The organism is Shewanella sp. GutCb (genome assembly GCF_002836135.1).
Taxonomy (GTDB): Bacteria; Pseudomonadota; Gammaproteobacteria; order Enterobacterales; family Shewanellaceae; genus Shewanella.
In genome coordinates this window covers 203,911-222,350 of record NZ_PJBL01000026.1, presented here as the reverse complement: position 1 = coordinate 222,350, position 18,440 = coordinate 203,911, and the positions used below count along the sequence as shown (strand labels likewise).

Annotated in this window: 12 protein-coding genes; 9 read left to right on the top strand and 3 right to left on the bottom strand. The window is 43.6% G+C overall.

Features of this window, described 5'->3' with window-relative positions; translation table 11 throughout:
- Positions 1 to 19: 19 nt before the first annotated feature.
- From CXF86_RS16345 to CXF86_RS16305, 9 genes are all read left to right on the top strand, one after another.
- Positions 20 to 319, top strand: a complete 300-nt coding sequence (locus CXF86_RS16345) for a hypothetical protein (RefSeq protein WP_101091000.1) — start codon at positions 20 to 22, stop codon at positions 317 to 319.
- A 156-nt stretch (positions 320 to 475) separates the two neighbouring features.
- Complete coding sequence (locus CXF86_RS16340) at positions 476 to 1,471, top strand: Solitary outer membrane autotransporter beta-barrel domain (RefSeq protein ID WP_102039518.1); 996 nt, start codon at positions 476 to 478, stop codon at positions 1,469 to 1,471.
- Positions 1,472 to 1,698: 227 nt separating this feature from the next.
- Positions 1,699 to 2,115 carry a CBS domain-containing protein gene (locus CXF86_RS16335; RefSeq protein WP_101090998.1) on the top strand — a complete coding sequence of 139 codons (417 nt, stop codon included), beginning with the start codon at positions 1,699 to 1,701 and terminating at the stop codon, positions 2,113 to 2,115.
- Positions 2,116 to 2,201: 86 nt separating this feature from the next.
- The gene (hrpA, locus tag CXF86_RS16330; protein WP_102039517.1) at positions 2,202 to 6,083 is read left to right on the top strand and encodes an ATP-dependent RNA helicase HrpA; all 3,882 of its coding nucleotides are present in this window, start codon (positions 2,202 to 2,204) and stop codon (positions 6,081 to 6,083) included.
- A gap of 944 nt (positions 6,084 to 7,027) precedes the next feature.
- Positions 7,028 to 7,333, top strand: a complete 306-nt coding sequence (locus CXF86_RS16325; RefSeq protein WP_101090996.1) for a chaperone NapD — start codon at positions 7,028 to 7,030, stop codon at positions 7,331 to 7,333.
- Positions 7,330 to 9,819, top strand: coding sequence for a nitrate reductase catalytic subunit NapA (gene napA, locus CXF86_RS16320; RefSeq protein WP_102039516.1), 2,490 nt, complete (start codon positions 7,330 to 7,332; stop codon positions 9,817 to 9,819). Before CXF86_RS16325 ends, napA begins: the two co-directional genes overlap by 4 nt.
- 9 nt (positions 9,820 to 9,828) lie before the next feature.
- Complete coding sequence (locus CXF86_RS16315) at positions 9,829 to 10,302, top strand: nitrate reductase cytochrome c-type subunit (RefSeq protein WP_102039515.1); 474 nt, start codon at positions 9,829 to 9,831, stop codon at positions 10,300 to 10,302.
- Between the two features lie 20 nt (positions 10,303 to 10,322).
- Positions 10,323 to 10,913, top strand: coding sequence for a NapC/NirT family cytochrome c (locus tag CXF86_RS16310; RefSeq protein ID WP_101090993.1), 591 nt, complete (start codon positions 10,323 to 10,325; stop codon positions 10,911 to 10,913).
- Between the two features lie 9 nt (positions 10,914 to 10,922).
- Positions 10,923 to 11,051 (top strand): TIGR02808 family protein, encoded by a 129-nt coding sequence (locus CXF86_RS16305; RefSeq protein ID WP_101090992.1) that lies wholly within the window; start codon positions 10,923 to 10,925, stop codon positions 11,049 to 11,051.
- Positions 11,052 to 11,541: 490 nt separating this feature from the next.
- Here the strand turns inward: CXF86_RS16305 and CXF86_RS16300 are convergent, their stop codons facing one another.
- The 3 genes from CXF86_RS16300 to recB all read right to left on the bottom strand — a co-directional run bounded on the left by CXF86_RS16300 (position 11,542) and on the right by recB (position 18,440).
- Positions 11,542 to 12,543, bottom strand: a complete 1,002-nt coding sequence (locus CXF86_RS16300; protein WP_102039514.1) for a D-alanine--D-alanine ligase — start codon at positions 12,541 to 12,543, stop codon at positions 11,542 to 11,544.
- Positions 12,544 to 12,750: 207 nt separating this feature from the next.
- On the bottom strand, positions 12,751 to 14,748 hold the full coding sequence (gene recD, locus CXF86_RS16295; protein WP_102039513.1) for an exodeoxyribonuclease V subunit alpha: 1,998 nt from the start codon (positions 14,746 to 14,748) through the stop codon (positions 12,751 to 12,753).
- Entirely contained in the window at positions 14,748 to 18,440 is a 3,693-nt protein-coding gene (gene recB, locus CXF86_RS16290) for an exodeoxyribonuclease V subunit beta (protein WP_102039512.1), read from the bottom strand. Before recB ends, recD begins: the two co-directional genes overlap by 1 nt.

Genomic DNA, 18,440 nt, shown 5'->3' with positions numbered 1-18,440 from the left:
GTTAAATTCGATGTGTTCTATGTCGCCCAAACCCGATCGTATTACTGCAATGCAGAACATTATCGAGCAAGTCAAACTTGAGTTACCCTTAAAAGATCCTGCAACGTTTGTTTGTGGCCCTGAAGGTAGTTGTATTGGTTGTCCTAAAAAACTACTGGAGTTGGTTGATAGTGAGCTGTGCTACTGGGAAAGCGCCATGGCTAACGGTGACATTCCGCAATTGGGAGATATTAGTCGTTTTGCCAAACTGTGTAAGAATGTGAGAAGAGGGCTGGTACGTAACGATGCGCTATCAAGGTATCAGAATATAAAGCAATGACAATACTGATAAACTTATGCAATTGGTCAGTTGCTTGGCCCCCATGGATAAATGTAGAAAGAGATGCTATGAGTCATGCGGGATGGGATAAAACCGGTATTTAACACTGCTATACTCCCTTTATCATTTCAATCTTAACACTGTCATTTTTCTAATATGCGCTTATTAATTGTCGTTTGCTGTCTGGCCATACTGTATAGCGCTTGCGTTAACAGTGCGGAGCCATCCATAGACTCTTTAGATGATATGGTCAGTCGAGTGACTCGAGAAAACATCGCGACTTCGATAGTGTTAACAGATGCAAGCTTGATTACGTTAGGCGTCGTTAATTTTGATCCTAGTTCGTTCGCTGATTTTGGTGATTTAGACACGGGTTCACAAAGTTCTCTTCAGCGACGGCGCGAGCTTAAAACATATTCTTTGCCGTGGAACGGTGATGTGACACAAGCTTCTCCTCATTGGCAAACATCGACTTACTTCAAGTTATCTTATATTGGTTCAAATCAGACGGTAGATTTTTCTCAGCCATTGAATGACATCGATCAGCTGTCGGAGAAAAGTTATCTATTTCAAGCTGAACAGCGTTGGCAATACGCGTTAACTGATCATTGGAAAACCCAAATAGGGATTGGAGCACAAGCGATTTGGTATGAGAATCAATTCCTGTACCGAAGCGTATTAGAACAATTTGAATCTTTACTTGATAACGGCTTAGTGAATACTTCTTATGGCGCTTTGATGATTGATCCCTCAATTGAGTTTCGCTATGACAACTTTGTTTTTGGTCATCATTGGCAATTTACCAGCCGTTACCGTTTTGCTATTGGCCGTACTTTATTGACAGATACAGCATCACAAGAAGTGTCTTCAAAAGTGGGTCGCTTTAGCAATGCACTGATTTTTCATTATGATCTTCCGCAATTGTTTGATAACGGCAATGAACTGCGATTCATGTTCAAGCGTATCGATCTATCCGGTGATGCCGTTGACCCTTTAGGAACGGATCATTTTTATGAAGTGGGTGCCGGCTGGGTACTTGATACACCTTGGTTGTCATCATGGGTTGATAATGTGGGTTTAGGCGTTACGGTTAACATCGGCAGTGTGTTAAGTGGCGGCAGTATATTATTGTTATTTAACGAAGATATTTAGTCTAACCGATATAACCGCAGTGGCCATTTTTACAAGTCAAACGGGTATAAGTGACTCTCCCCATTGTTCAATTTTGTACAAGCCCCCTCTTTGATTGCTAGCGTTCTAATGCAAAACGGCAAATTTAACCATATCGACTTTTACGGTTACCGCTATCGGTTTAATCCACTCCCTAATTGCTAAATATTAGCTAAACTAAATTAGAAACAAATGAATAGGGGAATGCAATGGATTCAATCAATGTAAAAGAACATATGGATCGCCAACCGGTAATGCTGACACCATCGATGTCGATAGCAACAGCGGTAGAAAAATTACTAGCGAACAAAAAGTTAGGTGCGCCCGTTGTTGATGTTGACGGCAAACTGGTGGGTTTTTTATCTCAGCAAGACTGTTTATCGGTAATGCTTAAAAGTAGTTATCATTGTGATTTAACGGCCATCGTTAAGGATTGCATGCGGACTGAGGTGTTATCTGTAGGGCCTAATAGCAGCGTATTAGCGTTAGCAGAACAAATGTTAGGTCCAAAGCCTAAGGTTTATCCCGTGGTTGATAATGGAAAAGTGATAGGTACCATTAATCGCACTAATGTTTTAGCGGCGATAAATACCTATATGCAACAATGTTATTTAACTCCGGCTTAGCACAAAGTATTTTTATGTCAGCTATACCACTGAAGTGCGTTCCTTGTTAGGATCAACCTCTTTGATTTTGGCTATGGAATTTGCACTTGAGTTCGCAACAGTATCACCTATCTAACGCATTTTTAAAAAACTGTTATGAAGCCGACGCCGCCCAAATTAGGCGTCGCTTGTTTAGGCTTCGTAAAGAGCCGGATTCTGAAAAGAAGAGTGCAACGTTAGATTCTCTTGAGCAGCTCGCGTTAGCCTCTCGCAAAAAAGTAGAGCTTCGTCTTGCTAATCGGCCACAAATTACCTTTCCAGAAAATTTACCAATATCACAAAAACGCGATGAAATCGCTACAGCGATTGCCGGTAATCAAGTGGTCATTATTGCGGGTGAAACCGGTTCTGGTAAAACCACTCAGTTGCCAAAAATTTGCTTAGAGCTGGGGTTGGGCACACGTGGTTTAATAGGCCATACGCAGCCACGTCGACTTGCCGCGCGCAGTGTTGCCACCCGTATCGCGGAAGAGATGAATTCACCACTAGGTGAGGCAGTAGGCTTTAAAGTCCGCTTCGCCGATGCGATAAAGCCAGAATCCTATATCAAGTTAATGACGGACGGTATTTTACTGGCTGAACTCACGTCAGATAAATTACTTAACCAATATGACACGATTATTATCGATGAAGCGCATGAGCGTAGCCTTAATATCGATTTCATTTTGGGTTACCTTAAAAATGTTCTAAAGAAACGTCCCGATCTAAAAGTGATTATTACCTCAGCAACCATTGACGTTGAGCGCTTTTCGCAACACTTCAATGGTGCGCCCGTGATAGAGGTATCGGGTCGAACCTATCCGGTTGAAACGCGCTACAGCTCGCTGGTTAAAGACAATGCGGAAGATTTTGACCTCATGGAAGGTATTTTTGCCGCGACCGATGAGCTGATCAATGAAGGTCTTGGTGACATTCTTATCTTTATGAATGGCGAGCGCGAAATTCGAGATGTTGCAGACCAGCTTAACCGCCGCCAATACCGCGATACAGAAATTCTGCCTTTGTATGCCAGACTGTCATATGGTGAACAAACCAAAGTATTTAAGAGCCATGTTGGCCGACGGATAGTATTGGCGACTAACGTGGCTGAGACCTCGCTGACCGTGCCCGGTATACGGTATGTGATTGATCCCGGTACAGCGCGAATGAGTCGTTATAGCTACCGCACTAAAGTGCAGCGGTTACCGATTGAGCCTATTTCTCAGGCAAGCGCCAACCAACGTCAAGGGCGTTGTGGCCGCGTCGCACCAGGGATCTGTATTCGGCTTTATAGTGAGGAAGACTTTACCTCTCGCCCCGAGTTTACCGACCCAGAGATTTTACGCACTAATCTGGCCTCAGTGATCTTAAAAATGTTGGCGATTGGACTGGGAGATATCGAAGGCTTTCCCTTTATTCAGCCACCTGATGAACGCTATATTCGTGACGGCTTTATGCTGCTCGAAGAACTACAAGCCGTGAGTCTGAAGAAAGGTCTGTTAACCCTAACATCATTGGGTAGACAGCTGGCCCATATTCCGGTTGACCCACGTCTTGCGCGGATGGTGATCCAGGCACAGAAAAATGGTTGCTTACATGAATCGCTAGTGATTGCTTCGGCCTTGTCTATTCAAGATCCACGCGAACGTCCTATGGATAAAAAACAAGCTGCAGATCAAGCGCATAATCGCTTCAGTGACCCCGATTCTGACTTTGTCTCTTTTTTAAACTTATGGGATTTTTTAAAGCAAAGCCAAAGAGAACTCTCGAGTAGCCAATTTAGAAAGCAGTGTAAGGGGGAGTTTTTAGCCTACTTGCGTGTGCGGGAGTGGCAAGACCTCTATGCACAGTTGAGGCAAGCGACCCATGAGCTTAAGTGGAAGCTCAATGACACCAGCGCTGAAATCAATTATGAACTGCTACACAAGTCTTTGTTAACCGGTTTATTAAGCCACATTGGTTTCAAAGATAAAGATAGAGAATACCTGGGTGCTCGAAACAGTAAGTTCTTTGTGTTTCCTGGCTCTCCTCTGGCCAAAAAAGGCCCTAAATGGCTGATGGCTGCAGAGCTAACTGAAACATCACGCTTATTCGCTCGTTGCTGCGCTAAGATCCAGCCTGAATGGATAGAACCGCTTGCAGAACATTTAGTGAAAAAAAGCTACATCGAGCCCCACTTTGAAGCTAAACAGGGCTCTGTTGTTGCACTAGAAAACCAAGTACTTTATGGCTTACAAATTGTGAATCGCCGTAAAGTTCAATATGGACCCATTGAGCCGGTCGAAGCCCGTGATATCTTTATTCGTTCAGCACTTGCTGAAGGCGAGCTAAGAACCAACGAAGCCTTTTTTATCAGTAACCAAAAGTTATTGCTAGACATTGAATCGCTTGAACACAAATCACGTCGTCGCGATATTTTAGTCGATGAGCAAGCGTTATTTCATTTCTACGAGCCTAAAATTCCGGCTGATATTTATAACGAGCCGACATTTATAAAGTGGTGGAAAAAAGCCAAGCAACAAAATCCCGATCTACTTGATTTTGAACGCGAAGCGTTAATGCAGCGCAGTAGCGATCACGTATCAATGCTGGACTTCCCAGATAAATGGCATAAAGGGAATTTAACCCTTAATGTCAGTTACCATTTTGAGCCATCGGCGGCTGATGATGGCGTCTCTGTGCATATTCCTGTGGCATTGATTAATCAGGTCGATGACATCGATTTTGATTGGATAGTACCAGGACTTCGCGAAGAGAAATGTATCGCGCTGATTAAGTCTTTGCCTAAAACACTGCGTAGAAACTTTGTTCCAGCACCTGATTACGCAAAAGCGTGCATACAAGCTATTACGCCATTTGAATTACCTCTTATTGATGCCATGTGTAAACAGTTGCTGAGAATGAGCGGCGTGCGGGTTTCTCCAGAGGATTTTGATGATACTCAGTTAGCACAGCATTTATTGGTCAACTTTCAAGTTGAAGGTGATAAAGGAAAGCTATTAACCCAGGGGCGTATTTTGGAGCCCTTGAAAGCGAGTATGCAAGGACAAGTCGTTCAAGCTATTCGTGAAGTCGCTGACTCGGGGATTGAGCAAAAGGGGCTAGAGAGCTGGACGTTTGGTGATTTGCCTAAACTGTTTGAACAGAAAAAAGGCAACTTTGAAGTTAAAGCGTTTCCTGCGCTGGTGGACGATAAAACCAGCGTTTCGATCAAACTATTTGATGATGAATTTGAAGCACAGAAACAGCATCGAATAGGCTTGCAACGCTTGCTGCTGATCAATATTCCATCACCGGTAAAGCACTTACAAAAATCCTTGCCCAATAAAGCTAAATTGGCGATGTACTTCAACCCATTTGGTCAGGTGCAGATCCTTATTGATGATATTTTATCCGCGGCAGTACAACAGCTTATCGATGAAGAAGGATTCGACATTCGTTCTGAATCCCAATTTGAAAAATCTAGGGACTTAGTCAGGCAAGAATTGAATCCAACGGCTGAAAAGTTAGCGCTTAAAGTTGAAGAAGTATTGACCATTTATAATCGTATCAAGAAACGCCTGAAAGGCAAAATCAGCTTGGATATGGCATTTGCGATGAGTGATATTCAAAGCCAACTAGAGCAATTAGTTTTTAAAGGTTTTGTGCAACAGTGTGGATGGAATCGACTGAGTGATATCATTCGATATTTGAAAGGCATTGAGAATCGACTAGAGAAACTACCGGTTGACCCGAACCGCGACCGTTTACACATGCACAGCATAAATAAAGTGCAGGAACTGCTAAAAGGACAGCTGGTTAAACTGCCTAAGTCGATGCCAGTTCCTGATGTGCTGGTAGAAGCTCGTTGGATGATAGAAGAGTATCGAGTGTCTTGTTTTGCGCAGACATTGGGCACCGCATATCCAATATCTGAAAAACGTATTTTGAACCAAATCTCACAAGTTTAATCCTCGTCATTATCAGCGTAATGATAAAAACGCACGGCTTATGCCGTGCGTTTTTGTGTCTATCAGTTAGAAAGTAATTCAACGTACAGCCTCTCTTTTTCTCACTACTCATTACTAGTTTGATCCATTTCTCGTTATTTACTGTATTGACTATCGATAACCTAACCAATTAATGATGCTAATTTACGATGAGGTTATATACTTTGTGTAAAATAAATACACTGTATACCTCATCATCTAGCAGATAATAATGGCGATTAAAATTGGTTGGGCAGGGAAGAATTATGTATTGTTTTTTACAAACTCGAGACATAAGCGATACTTTTTAAATTTCAAATGCTACCCCGTCGAAAATATGTAGTACCTCTTTGTGTATATTTTGTTTAAAAAATAGCATTTACTGATTGATATTTATCCACCCATAACCCATTGTTTAGAGTGTCCTTAATAGCTTAAGGGCTATTTTACTTAAATCTTAATCTACCCAGTTGATTAGGAAGGGTGATCTAGTAGTTTTTCATGAAAAAAGGATGATCTAGATCAACCTGCGGTTGGCTTTACCAATAGTAGGTATGTAACAACTATATGGAGAGCTGTTATTATCTGCACTAAGTTAAATGCGTGTTAATTCACGCTCAAATAAGACTGTCATTCTGTTTTTGATTATCGTTGTTTAAGTTGTTCGTTATTGGTATTTAACCGCACAAAATTTTATTGCAGCAACCTACCAACCATTGCTAATGATCGCTGGGAAAGCATAAATACAAAATAACATTCAGTGCATAGTTAGCGAGTAGTGTCCAATACCGATGTATTTTTTAAATAGACAACATGACGAAGAAACAATAGCAAGACACGACTGTAATGGATGAGGGTTAGCTTAATGAAGTTAACCAGATAATATCATTTCAGCTTTATTACTCAGATAGATAAGGAACGCACCCATGTCGTTACCTGAGGTACATATCTCAAGCTTACTTGTACAAGTTAGCCCTGAGCACTTAAATACAACGAAAAAGCTGATAGAAGATTTTGAAGAAGCCGAAATTTATGGTGTCAATGACGTTGGTAAAATCGTCGTAGTGTTAGAAACACAAAAAGAAGGTTTTATTAGCGACATCATTGAAAAAATTAATAATATGCCCGGTGTGCTTGGCGCAACCATGGTCTATCACCAAATAGATAGTGATCCCGACTCCACCAATTTACCCCCTTATAATAAAGAGTGTGTTAGCGAGGAACAAGTATGAAAATGACTAGACGTGAGTTTATCAAAGCCAATGCAGCAACGTCAGCTGCTGCGCTTGCTGGTATTACTCTTCCAGCCACAGCAACAAATTTAATCGCAACAAGTGACGAGTCAAAGATCCATTGGGACAAAGCCCCATGTCGCTTCTGTGGCACTGGTTGTTCAGTGCTTGTTGGTACTCAGGAAGGTAAAGTCGTCGCGACTCAGGGCGATCCAGAATCACCAGTCAATAAAGGCCTTAACTGTATTAAAGGCTACTTCTTATCAAAAATCATGTACGGTTCAGATCGTTTAACTCAGCCATTACTGCGCCAAACCGATGGTAAATTTGATAAAGACGGCGACTTCGCACCTGTTAGCTGGGATCAAGCCTTTGATATCATGGCTGAGAAATGGAAGTCTGCGTTAAAAGCAAAGGGCCCAACCAGTGTGGGTATGTTTGGTTCTGGTCAGTGGACCGTTATGGAAGGATATGCTGCTTCAAAAATGATGAAAGCAGGTTTCCGTTCTAATAATATCGACCCTAATGCACGTCACTGTATGGCCTCTGCTGTTGGTGGCTTTATGCGAAGCTTTGGTATTGATGAGCCAATGGGTTGTTATGATGACTTCGAAGAAGCAGATGCGTTTGTGCTTTGGGGTTCTAATATGGCAGAGATGCACCCCATTTTATGGAGCCGCATCACTGACCGTCGCTTGAGCTTTCCACATGTTAAAGTGAATGTATTATCTACCTATTATCACCGTTCGTTCGAACTCGCTGATAAAGGTTACATTTTTAAGCCACAAACCGACCTTGTTATTGCAAACTTTATTGCTAATTACATCATTGAAAATGATGCTGTAAATTGGGATTTTGTAAGTAAGCATACCCATTTCAAGCAAGCAACCACAGATATTGGTTATGGTTTAAGGGATGAGCATCCTCTACAGCAAGCAGCTGCTAACCCGAATGTCGGTAAGATGTACTCAATTGATTTTGAAGAGTACAAAAAGTCGGTAGCACCATATACGCTTGAAAAAGCGGTTGAGATGACGGGCCTAAATGAAGAACAACTGGTTACGCTTGCTAAGCAGTTTGCCGACCCTAAGATTAAGGTGATGTCTCTTTGGACTATGGGTATGAACCAACATACTCGTGGTGTTTGGATGAACTCGCTGGTCTATAACATCCATCTATTAGTGGGTAAAATATCCACTCCAGGTAATGGGCCATTCTCACTAACGGGTCAACCGTCAGCGTGTGGTACAGCGCGTGAAGTCGGTACTTTCTCCCATCGTTTACCTGCAGACATGGTCGTAGCGAACCCTGAGCACCGTAAACGTGCTGAGCATTTATGGAAAATTCCTCAAGGTACTATTCCACCGAAGCCGGGTTTCCATGCAGTACAGCAAGATCGTAAATTGAATGACGGTGTGCTTAATGCGTATTGGACCATGTGTAACAACAACATGCAGGCTGGTCCAAACATCAATCAAGAGCGCTTACCAGGCTACCGTAATCCAGAAAACTTTATTGTTTGTTCAGACCCATACCCAACGGCGACAGCGCAAGCTGCTGACCTTATTTTACCGACGTCTATGTGGGTAGAAAAAGAGGGTGCTTATGGTAATGCTGAGCGTCGTACTCAGGTTTGGTATCAACAAGTGAAAGCGCCGGGTGACTCTAAGTCTGACCTATGGCAGCTACTGGAGTTTTCAAAACGCTTCAAAATTGAAGAAGTGTGGAGCGAAGAGCTAATCGCCCAGATGCCAGAAGTACGTGGTAAAAACATGTATGAAGTGCTATTTGAAAATGGCCAAGTGAATAAATATCCATTATCAGAAGCGCAGGAGCTTAATGATGATGCACAAGACCAAGGTTACTACATCCAGAAAGGCCTATTTGAAGAGTATGCAAGCTTCGGACGTGGCCATGGTCACGATTTAGCACCGTACGATCGCTACCATCAAGAGCGCGGTCTGCGTTGGCCTGTTGTGGACGGTAAAGAGACCAAGTGGCGCTTTAGAGAGGGGTCAGACCCTTATGTAGGCAAAGGTAAAGGTTTTGAGTTCTATGGTAAGCCAGACGGTAAAGCATGGATCATATCGGCACCTTACGAGGCACCACCAGAGTCTCCAGATGAGGAGTATAACCTGTGGCTGTGTACTGGTCGTGTACTAGAGCATTGGCATACAGGAACTATGACACGTCGTGTACCTGAACTTTATAAGGCCGTCCCAGATGGGCTTTGTTACATGCATCCAGATGATGCAAAGTCTCATGGTGTACGCCGTGGTGATGAAGTGCTAATGAGTAACAAACGTGGTGATATTCGCGTACGTGTCGAGACTCGCGGACGTAACCGTCCACCAAAAGGCTTGGTATTTGTGCCATTCTTCGATGCTCGTATCTTAATTAATAAATTGATTTTAGATGCAACCGATCCACTATCAAAACAGACAGACTATAAAAAGTGTCCTGTTAAAATCACGAAAATAGTATAAGGCAGGGTTATGATGAAAAAATCAATTTTATTAACATTGAGTATTACCTTAACTCTGATCAGTGGTTTTGCTTTTAGTGAGGAACAGGGTGTCGGTCTGGACAGAGGGATCGGTGGCGTTGAATCGCTACGCGGCGATACTGAGTTAGAAACCACAAGACCCGCAGATCCTTTGAAGAAAGTGCCGCGAGATCAGGTGGATATTGAAAGCAGTTATGTGTTTCAGCCTCCATTGATCCCACATCACATTCGACATTATGAAATCTCATTGAATGCTAACAAGTGTTTGTCATGCCATAGCTGGACAAAAGCCAAGCAGATGGGAGCCACTAAAATCAGTGTGACTCATTTTGTCAATCGAAACGATGAAGTATTAGCTGATGTTTCTCCTAGACGATATTTTTGCTTGCAGTGCCACGTGACACAAGCAGATGCGAAACCGTTAGTGGGTAACTCCTTCGAACGTGTTAAATCACTGCAATAACAAAATAGGCAGGTAATAATATGAAATGGATTATTAACGCCTTAAAAGGCTTCTGGGGCATATTGAGGCGGCCTAGTAAAGCTGCTGTAGGTATCGTTCTATTTATGGGCTTTGCTGGTGGACTCATGTTCTGGGGTGCATTTAACACGGGTATGGAAGCGACAAACACTGAAGAGTTTTGTTCTGGATGTCATGCGCCAATTGTGGCAGAAATTAAAGAAACTATTCACTACGCTAACCGCTCTGGTGTGCGTGCTATCTGTTCAGATTGTCACGTACCCCATGCGTGGACGGATAAAATAGTACGTAAGGTTCAGGCTTCTAAAGAGCTGTTTGCTTATTTTGTCACTGAAACCATTAACACACCTGAGAAGTTCAAAGAGCGTCGAGCTCATTTAGCCGAAAGAGAGTGGGCAAGAATGAAGAAGAACGACTCTTTAGAGTGTCGTAACTGTCATAACTTTGAATTTATGGATTTCTCTGAGCAAAGTCCTCGCAGTGCAAGGCAGCACTCTACTGCACTTGCCAGTGGCGAGAACACCTGTGTGGATTGTCATAAAGGTATCGCCCATAATCTACCAGATATGCACAAAGTTGAAGGTTGGCAATAAGGAGCCATTATGAGTACATTAGAGAATGTTATATGGCATGTCCTCGGCTACAGCGCCATGCCGGTCATTATAATAGGTGGTTTTTCTGTCGTTGCTGTTGCTTCTATTTGGATTCTGTCCAAAACTGCTGACAAGTAAACCACAATAATAGGATGCGAAGGTCAGATATTTCTGTGCTGACCTAAGCAAAAATTAAAAAGCCTGACTAGATTAAGTCAGGCTTTTTTTATAGCAGAAATTGTATAGCAAAGAATATGTTACAGCTGTTGCATTAAAAGTTTGACCATTCAACGGGAATTCAAAGCACTGTAGGCAAGATGGGGGATTGAAGCTAATCGTTGTTCTCGGCTCTGGCATCCTCGGCAATTGCTCCATGCATGACTCTCGATAATTGCCCCTGCATTATTCTACCTTCGTCCATCTGTGGACTCGTACCTCCTGCACTTGACCTCCATGAAGGAAGGCAATGGCCTATTTTGTATGGAACAAAATAGGCCATTTAGTCGTATATCCTAAGCTCACAACCAAGCTTAAAGGGCTTTGCCATTTGCTTTAAACGTCTGAGACGCTCTGTATGGTTCAAATACTTAATGCAATTGTTCTGCTCAAGTACAACAGCCCCTAGAATCTATGAGTTAATGACCCCAATGTTGCTCGACAGAAAAGCAGGGAAGCTATGTCCGTGATTTTGCAGCATCTTGGGAAACATAGAAATGGGCGTTAGGCCTGGGAAGGTGTTGATCTCATTTAATAGTATTTCACCCTCATCAGTTAAGAAAAAATCTATTCGAGATAAATGTCTAAGCTTCATGCCCTTGAAGGCACTGATGGCATATTTACGGATCAAATCGCTAATATCGCTTGGAATATCTGCGACGATGTGAGTTTGAGCTTGGCTGTTAGCTGCATATTTTTCATCGAAGGTATAGAAACTATTATTCGAACAGATCACTTCACCCGGCACGGTTGCAACGACGCTCCCGTTAATTTCATATACTGCGACTTCTAGCTCTCTAGCGTTAATGGTTTTTTCTACAACCACATAGTCTGAGAAGTGAAAGGCTTGCGCTAATGTCGATTCTACATCGTCGATATCATCAACACGGTAACAACCTACAGATGATCCCTGTGATGCAGCTTTAACAAATATACTGCCCCATTGTTTTAGTGCTTCTGTGGCTTGAGCTACTGTTAATTCCGATAGCTCGCTTAAAAACAAGTAAGGTGTATTGGGGATATTTAACGCACTAAACCACATCTTAGCAGTGATCTTATTAAAACAGTTGCGGCTCGCTTCAGCTTTACAGCCAAAGTAGGGAAGGTTGATTAATTCAAAGTATGATTGAATGTCACCGGTTTCTCCTGGAAAGCCATGAATACAAGGAATGGCATAATCGACATGCCAAGGGGCTTTTTGCTCATTTTCAAAACGGATCTGTCGACGGTTATTGAGCTCACAGTTTTCGCCTGCTGAAGTACGATAATGACCGTTTGCATCTAGCTCAACACGAAGCACATTAAAATGAGGCAATGTTGCTAACGAAGATTCAAAATAGTTGGCAGATAATAGTGAAATAGCATGTTCATCACCACCGCCACCACATAGCAGTAAAACATTCGTTGTAAGCATTTAATCCCCACTTGTTACTCGATAAAATTTGCAGACTTACTATGGCGGAATCACTCGCTAATGCAACTGTTAGCGGTGATTTTGTTGCCATTTGCTGCTTTTGTATTCAAGGTTACTTAGGGGCTCAGTATTATATCCAAGCCACTTCAAAATACCTCGGCTAAAAGCGCCCTGTAAGATGGCTAAACAAGATCGTAATTATCCTCTCTATAATAAATTAGCCGTATCACGGTTATCCACAGGGCGCCAAAGCCGCTGTGCTAACCCTGATGCTCGCTGGGTTAAGCGCGAACTGGCCTGCTCAAATACACGTTGGCTGCCAAGGCAGGTAAAGTGATGCTTTGCACGAGTAATCGCCGTATAGACAAGCTCTTTAGACAGCAGTTGCTGTTGCGCCAGACTGGGCTTTATTGGCAAGACTAAAGATACATGGCTAAATTCACTGCCTTGACTCTTATGCACCGTCATTGCAAAGCAGGTTTCATGGCTTGGTAAGCGAGCGGGAAGCACCTTTAATAATCCACCATCAGCTTGAATAAAGTGCGCCATCAATCGTTTGGCATCACTGGCTTCATCGGGCAAGATAAGTCCTATATCGCCGTTAAACAGTCCAAGATTATAATCATTGCTTTGAATAATCACCGGCCTGCCAGCGTAAAACTCTTGTTCTGGGTTGATGAGATCTTTGTCAGCAAGACAGCGAGTGACACTTTGATTAATACCATCAACGCCGTATTCTCCTGCGCGCATGGCACACAATATTCGGTATTGATTAAAGTTTTCGATAATATGTGCCGCTGTCACACCCGGTGTGCCAATTGCATTAAGGTAAGGAGCATATTGAGTAACAGATTGATCGAGTAGCGTCTCTAAACCCTGATTGGTCATCTTGTTCGCACTATTGAGATGACTATGATCAATCCATAATAACTCTTGATAACCGGTCTGCCATACCTTGGCAATGCACGGCAGGTCCGCTTGATTGACCGCATTCGCCAGTTGTCCAATGCCAGCATCACCTTGAAAGCGATGGCTGTGCATGAGCATACAGAGGCTGTCACCAATTTGTGGGTCAGCGCTGATAAAGTCATTCAACGGGTAACCGGTTAAATGACTTAATCGCTCTGCTTGAGGCGGTGAATAGCGCATCTGCCAGCCAGTATTACCCTCTGCTGACTTCATTTTTAGTCCACTACAGATATCAGCCAGCACGGCGCCAGCCTCGACGGAGGCTAATTGGTCTTGATCGCCCAAGAGGATGAGGCTTGCGTTTGCTGGTAAGGCGGTGAGCAACTTATGCATCATCGGAAGATCAACCATTGAAGCTTCATCGATAATCAGTAGATCGAGCCTTAAAGGATTATCTTTATGGTGTCTAAATTGATGCGAGTTTGGGATAACACCGAGTAATCGATGCAGGGTGGCAGCTCCCTCAGGAATACGCCCCATGTTTAACTTCAATTCATCGGCAGGTAAATGTTTTAATTCATTCGCAAGTCGCTGTTTCGAGGCTTTAATCGATTCACTTAAACGCGCAGCGGCCTTACCCGTTGGGGCCACAAGGCGGATGGTAAGCTCTTGTTGTGAGGTTAACAAATACAATAACTTAGTCACTGTGGTTGTTTTACCTGTACCCGGGCCACCAGTGATAACCGCGAGTTTTTTGGTTAATGCGGTTGCAGTCGATATTTTCTGCCAATCGTAGCTTTGCCCATTTTGTGGAAAGAGATCATCGAGTAATGCCTTGGCCTGGGTTAACTGCGCTTGATCCGATGAGTCATCGAAAGCGGGAGTATGGGACAGCCGAGTTAAGTGCTCGGCAACTTCACACTCAAAGTGGTAATAACGCTGCAAGTAAAGATTACCACTGTCTAAAATGAGTGGTTTTAAGTCACTGTCTCCTGGTGTGCCGACGGCAGCACAGCGAAGTAGCTCTTCCGTTAACTCTGCAACACTTATGTTAATCTGACATTGACTGCTTTTCTCTTTTACAGGGTTAGCTAAGTCAATCTGGCTCAGTGGTAAGCAGGTATGTTGACTCGATAAGTTCTGACTCAGCAGGGCGTAAATGAGTACAATAAGTGGCGATGGATCTGGATGTAGCTGCGCCATTTGTAGCGCAAAATGTCGATCAAGAGAGGTTAACAATCGCTCGCTTTGCCACTCTTTTAATAAGGTTTCTATTGGACGTGAAGTGGTCAACATTAGTTATCCTCCACAGGTATTGATTGCCGTTGAGTCTTGCCAAATAACACATCAAGCTTTTCAATCAGCTCTTTGGGTGGTTTGTCATAAAATACACCGGATTGAGGCTCACTCACTGACATCCCTCTTAAGAACAGATAAAAACAACCGCCAATATGTTGGTCGTAATCATAGTGGGTCATTCTGAGTCCTAAATATCGGTGTAAGGCTAAGGTATAGATGATGTACTGCAGATCGTATCGATGGCTACGAATAGCTTGTTTCATATTGTTGTAGTGGTAAACATTGAGGCTATCACCCAAATGATTAGATTTATAATCTGCAATAAAATACTGCTGATTATGCTCAAAGGTTAAATCGATAAAGCCCTTGAGCATGCCTTGTAAATCATCGAATACTAGGCCACCGCTATAACCAAAGTCGATAAGTAACTGGTTCAGTTTATTGGCATTGAGCTGGGTTATAGGCAGGTAAAACTCCATCTCAACTAATTTTTGCTGGTTTGTTAGCTGCGCAAGAGATAATGAATCATCGGTTGCCAGAGGCGCATGGAGGAGATCCATATACCAGTCTTTTAACACCTCAGTCCATTGCTCATCAATACCATACTTACTCATGGCATTGGGTAACTGTTCATCTAAACCTGAACTTGCTTGGGTGAAATCAATCAGCTCCAGTACTAAATGCATAAAGCTACCTGCATTAGCGCCGCGCTCAAAACTGAAACGAGAGGCTTCAGTATCAACCTCATCAATGATGATGTCGACCTCGGGAAACTGTTCATCATCGGCGCCAGGGAGCACTTTCTCATGGGCAAGGTGTTTAACCAGTCCTGAGTAACTTCCAACGCGCCAAGGTGTTTGCAGTGGACGTTTAAGCACCTTTGGCGCAAGTTCTACTTGCACGTCAGTGTTGCTTGGAAGCTGTAAATACGCCTCTTCAAAAGGAGTCGAACCTGCCGCGGTCATTTCAGTCAAACTAATGGCTAGCGTGTCTTTTTGAGCGAGTAACTGAGCTTTGCTTTGCAACTCACTGTACTCGCATATTTTATCCTCAATACCGAGAAGATAACCGATGGCAGTTTCGTTGAGCTGGCTGGTCATGCCTTTGCTTTTTGTTAAGCGACTATGGTTGGCGATGTACAAATAACATTTAAGTACTGGTCTTGTGAGCGCAACATACAGTAAGCGTAGATCTTCGGCTAAGGTTTCCCGTTTTTGTCTGTCCCAACCCTCATCCGATTGTTCGATATCCCATACCAGTTTATTGTGCTCGTGATAGAGCATTGGCGCAGGCCTCTTACTACTACCTCGACTTAAGCTCACAAACGGAATAAAGCAGATCGGGTACTCAAGTCCCTTACTTTTATGGATGGTGACAATTTGCACTAGGTTTTGCTCACTCGCGAGCTTTAGCTGTGACTCTTCATTGGGTTGATTACCGATTAACGCCTGTTCAAACCAGTTGATTAACGCGCTCATGCCATCAAGCTCGGTCGCTTTTTGCTGCAGCAGTTCACCAAGATGCCTAAAGTCGGTTAGGCGACGTTCACCTTCACTGTTGTAGAGTAGTCGTTCGATAAGCTTTGCTTGGCCAGCAAGGTTAAGCAGTGCTGGCATGATGCCGCGTTTAAGCCATTGTTGCTGCAGCGTTGCGAATTGCTCCAGTAGCACTTGGCGCTTATCTTCATCTTGGTTAAAGCCATGGATCTCTTCCGCGCTATAGCCCAATAAAGAGGTCGCAAGGGCGCTTCGTAGCGCTCGCTCATCTTTAGGATCGGCCATGGCGTATAATATAAGCAACATTTCTCGGGCTTCAATAGTGTCAAACACGCTGTCACGGCTTAAGAATACCGAGCCCACTTGTCGCTGTTCGAGCGCTTTTTTTATCACATTGGCTTCATGTCGGTCTCGCACTAATACGGCGATGTCTTTCGCTTTTAAGGCGGCCTTACCAATGGCACATAAGCCTTGCTGGGCTTCAATCAGCAGGCGGGTGATCTCATCGGCAACGTCGCTAGCAAGCAGTTGTCTTGCCGTGGTTTTATTTAATCCCTTTTCAGGATCTTCACTTAAAATTCTGAGCCTTAATGCGCTCTTGTCCGTCTTAGACTCTTGCAGCACTTTAGTGTCTGCAAAGCTTGCGGCTTTTACGGGCTCAAAGGGGATTGATGCGCTAATAAAAGGATCGTCTCTATGCTCAAAAATACAATTGACGGCGTCGACCATCTGTCTATTTGAGCGGTAGTTAGTATCAAGGTTATAGTGCTTTTCAGTTTGTTCTCTGGCATGAATATAAGTGTGAATATCGGCGCCGCGAAAAGCATAGATTGCTTGTTTTGGATCGCCAATCATCAGCAAACTTAGGCTATCTTGTGGCTCTGCTAACTGAAGACCATTCGCTGTTGTTACCGTTTCAGCTGCAAGGGCGCTAGGGGTAACAGGATGAGCGCTAACCGCTGCCGACGGTTGATAGATTTGACTGAATATATCAAACTGCAATGGATCGGTATCTTGAAATTCATCAATCAGAGCCACGGGAAAACGTTTTGCAATTGACGTTGCAAGAAACTGGTCTTGCGAGGCGGTTAATGCACGCGCCAATGTTAACAATAGGTCGTCTGGGGTCAGTAGGTTACGCTCTGATTTTTGTTGTGCAAAACGTTTCGCGATCCCCTCTCTGGCGCTAAAGAGAAAACTGGGTATAAGGTCGGTAATAAGGCCTGCGAGCCTTTCAATATGGGCTAGCACGGGGGCTTGCTGCGCACTTGGGATCTCGCCGCCTTTATTTAATTTAAGTCCATTAAGGGAAAGGGCTTCGAGCACCTTTTGTGGTGGTAAGCCTGTACCGAAGGCGACCCAGTTATCAAGGGCATCAAGCATCACGGCGAGTTTTGGATAAGCATCGGCCTTTTTACCGAATCGAACACCGCTGAGTGGCAGAGCATGAAGTAGCGCTTCTGTTTGTGCTCGCTCCGTTGGCCAAATGAGTTTTAAGCGACTTAAACTTTGTAATAAGTTGGCTTCTACCTTCTCAAAAGCCACAGGCAAGGGGTGGGCTATCGCACTACTTGCCCCGAGAAGTGGCCTCAGTTGGCGCGATAATTCATCTGGGCTGGCAAACTTCTTTTGGATCACGGCAGCGAGGCTTTCGTCGAGTGGATAGCATTTCTCTCGCCAAAAATCGCGTACGGCATGGTGTAAATATTCACTATCATCTAAGGTGAATTCGGACTCAAACAATAATGAAGATTCAAACGCCATATCAGCCAAAATACGTTGGCAAAATCCATGAATAGTATAGATCGCGGCTTCATCAAGTGATTTGAGCGCCAAATCTAACCGTTTTCGAGCTATCGCTTTATCGCAATCAGGCGTCGCAACATATAGCTGAGTGATAAGCACATCATCAACGCTTAAGCCAATAAAGCATCGATAAGCCAATTGGATCTTTTTACGTATACGATCTCTTAGCTCACCTGTCGCGGCATTGGTAAAGGTGACCACCAGAATTTGCTCGCAAGTGAGCGCATGCGTAATACCATGACCGAGCAATAACCGCACATATAGGCCGGCAATCGTGTAGGTCTTACCCGTACCTGCGCTGGCTTCAATCAGTCTGCTGCCACCAAAGGGGAGCGTGAGAGTATCGAGTGGCTCAGTGATATTTGTCTTATTTTCAAGCGGGTTCAT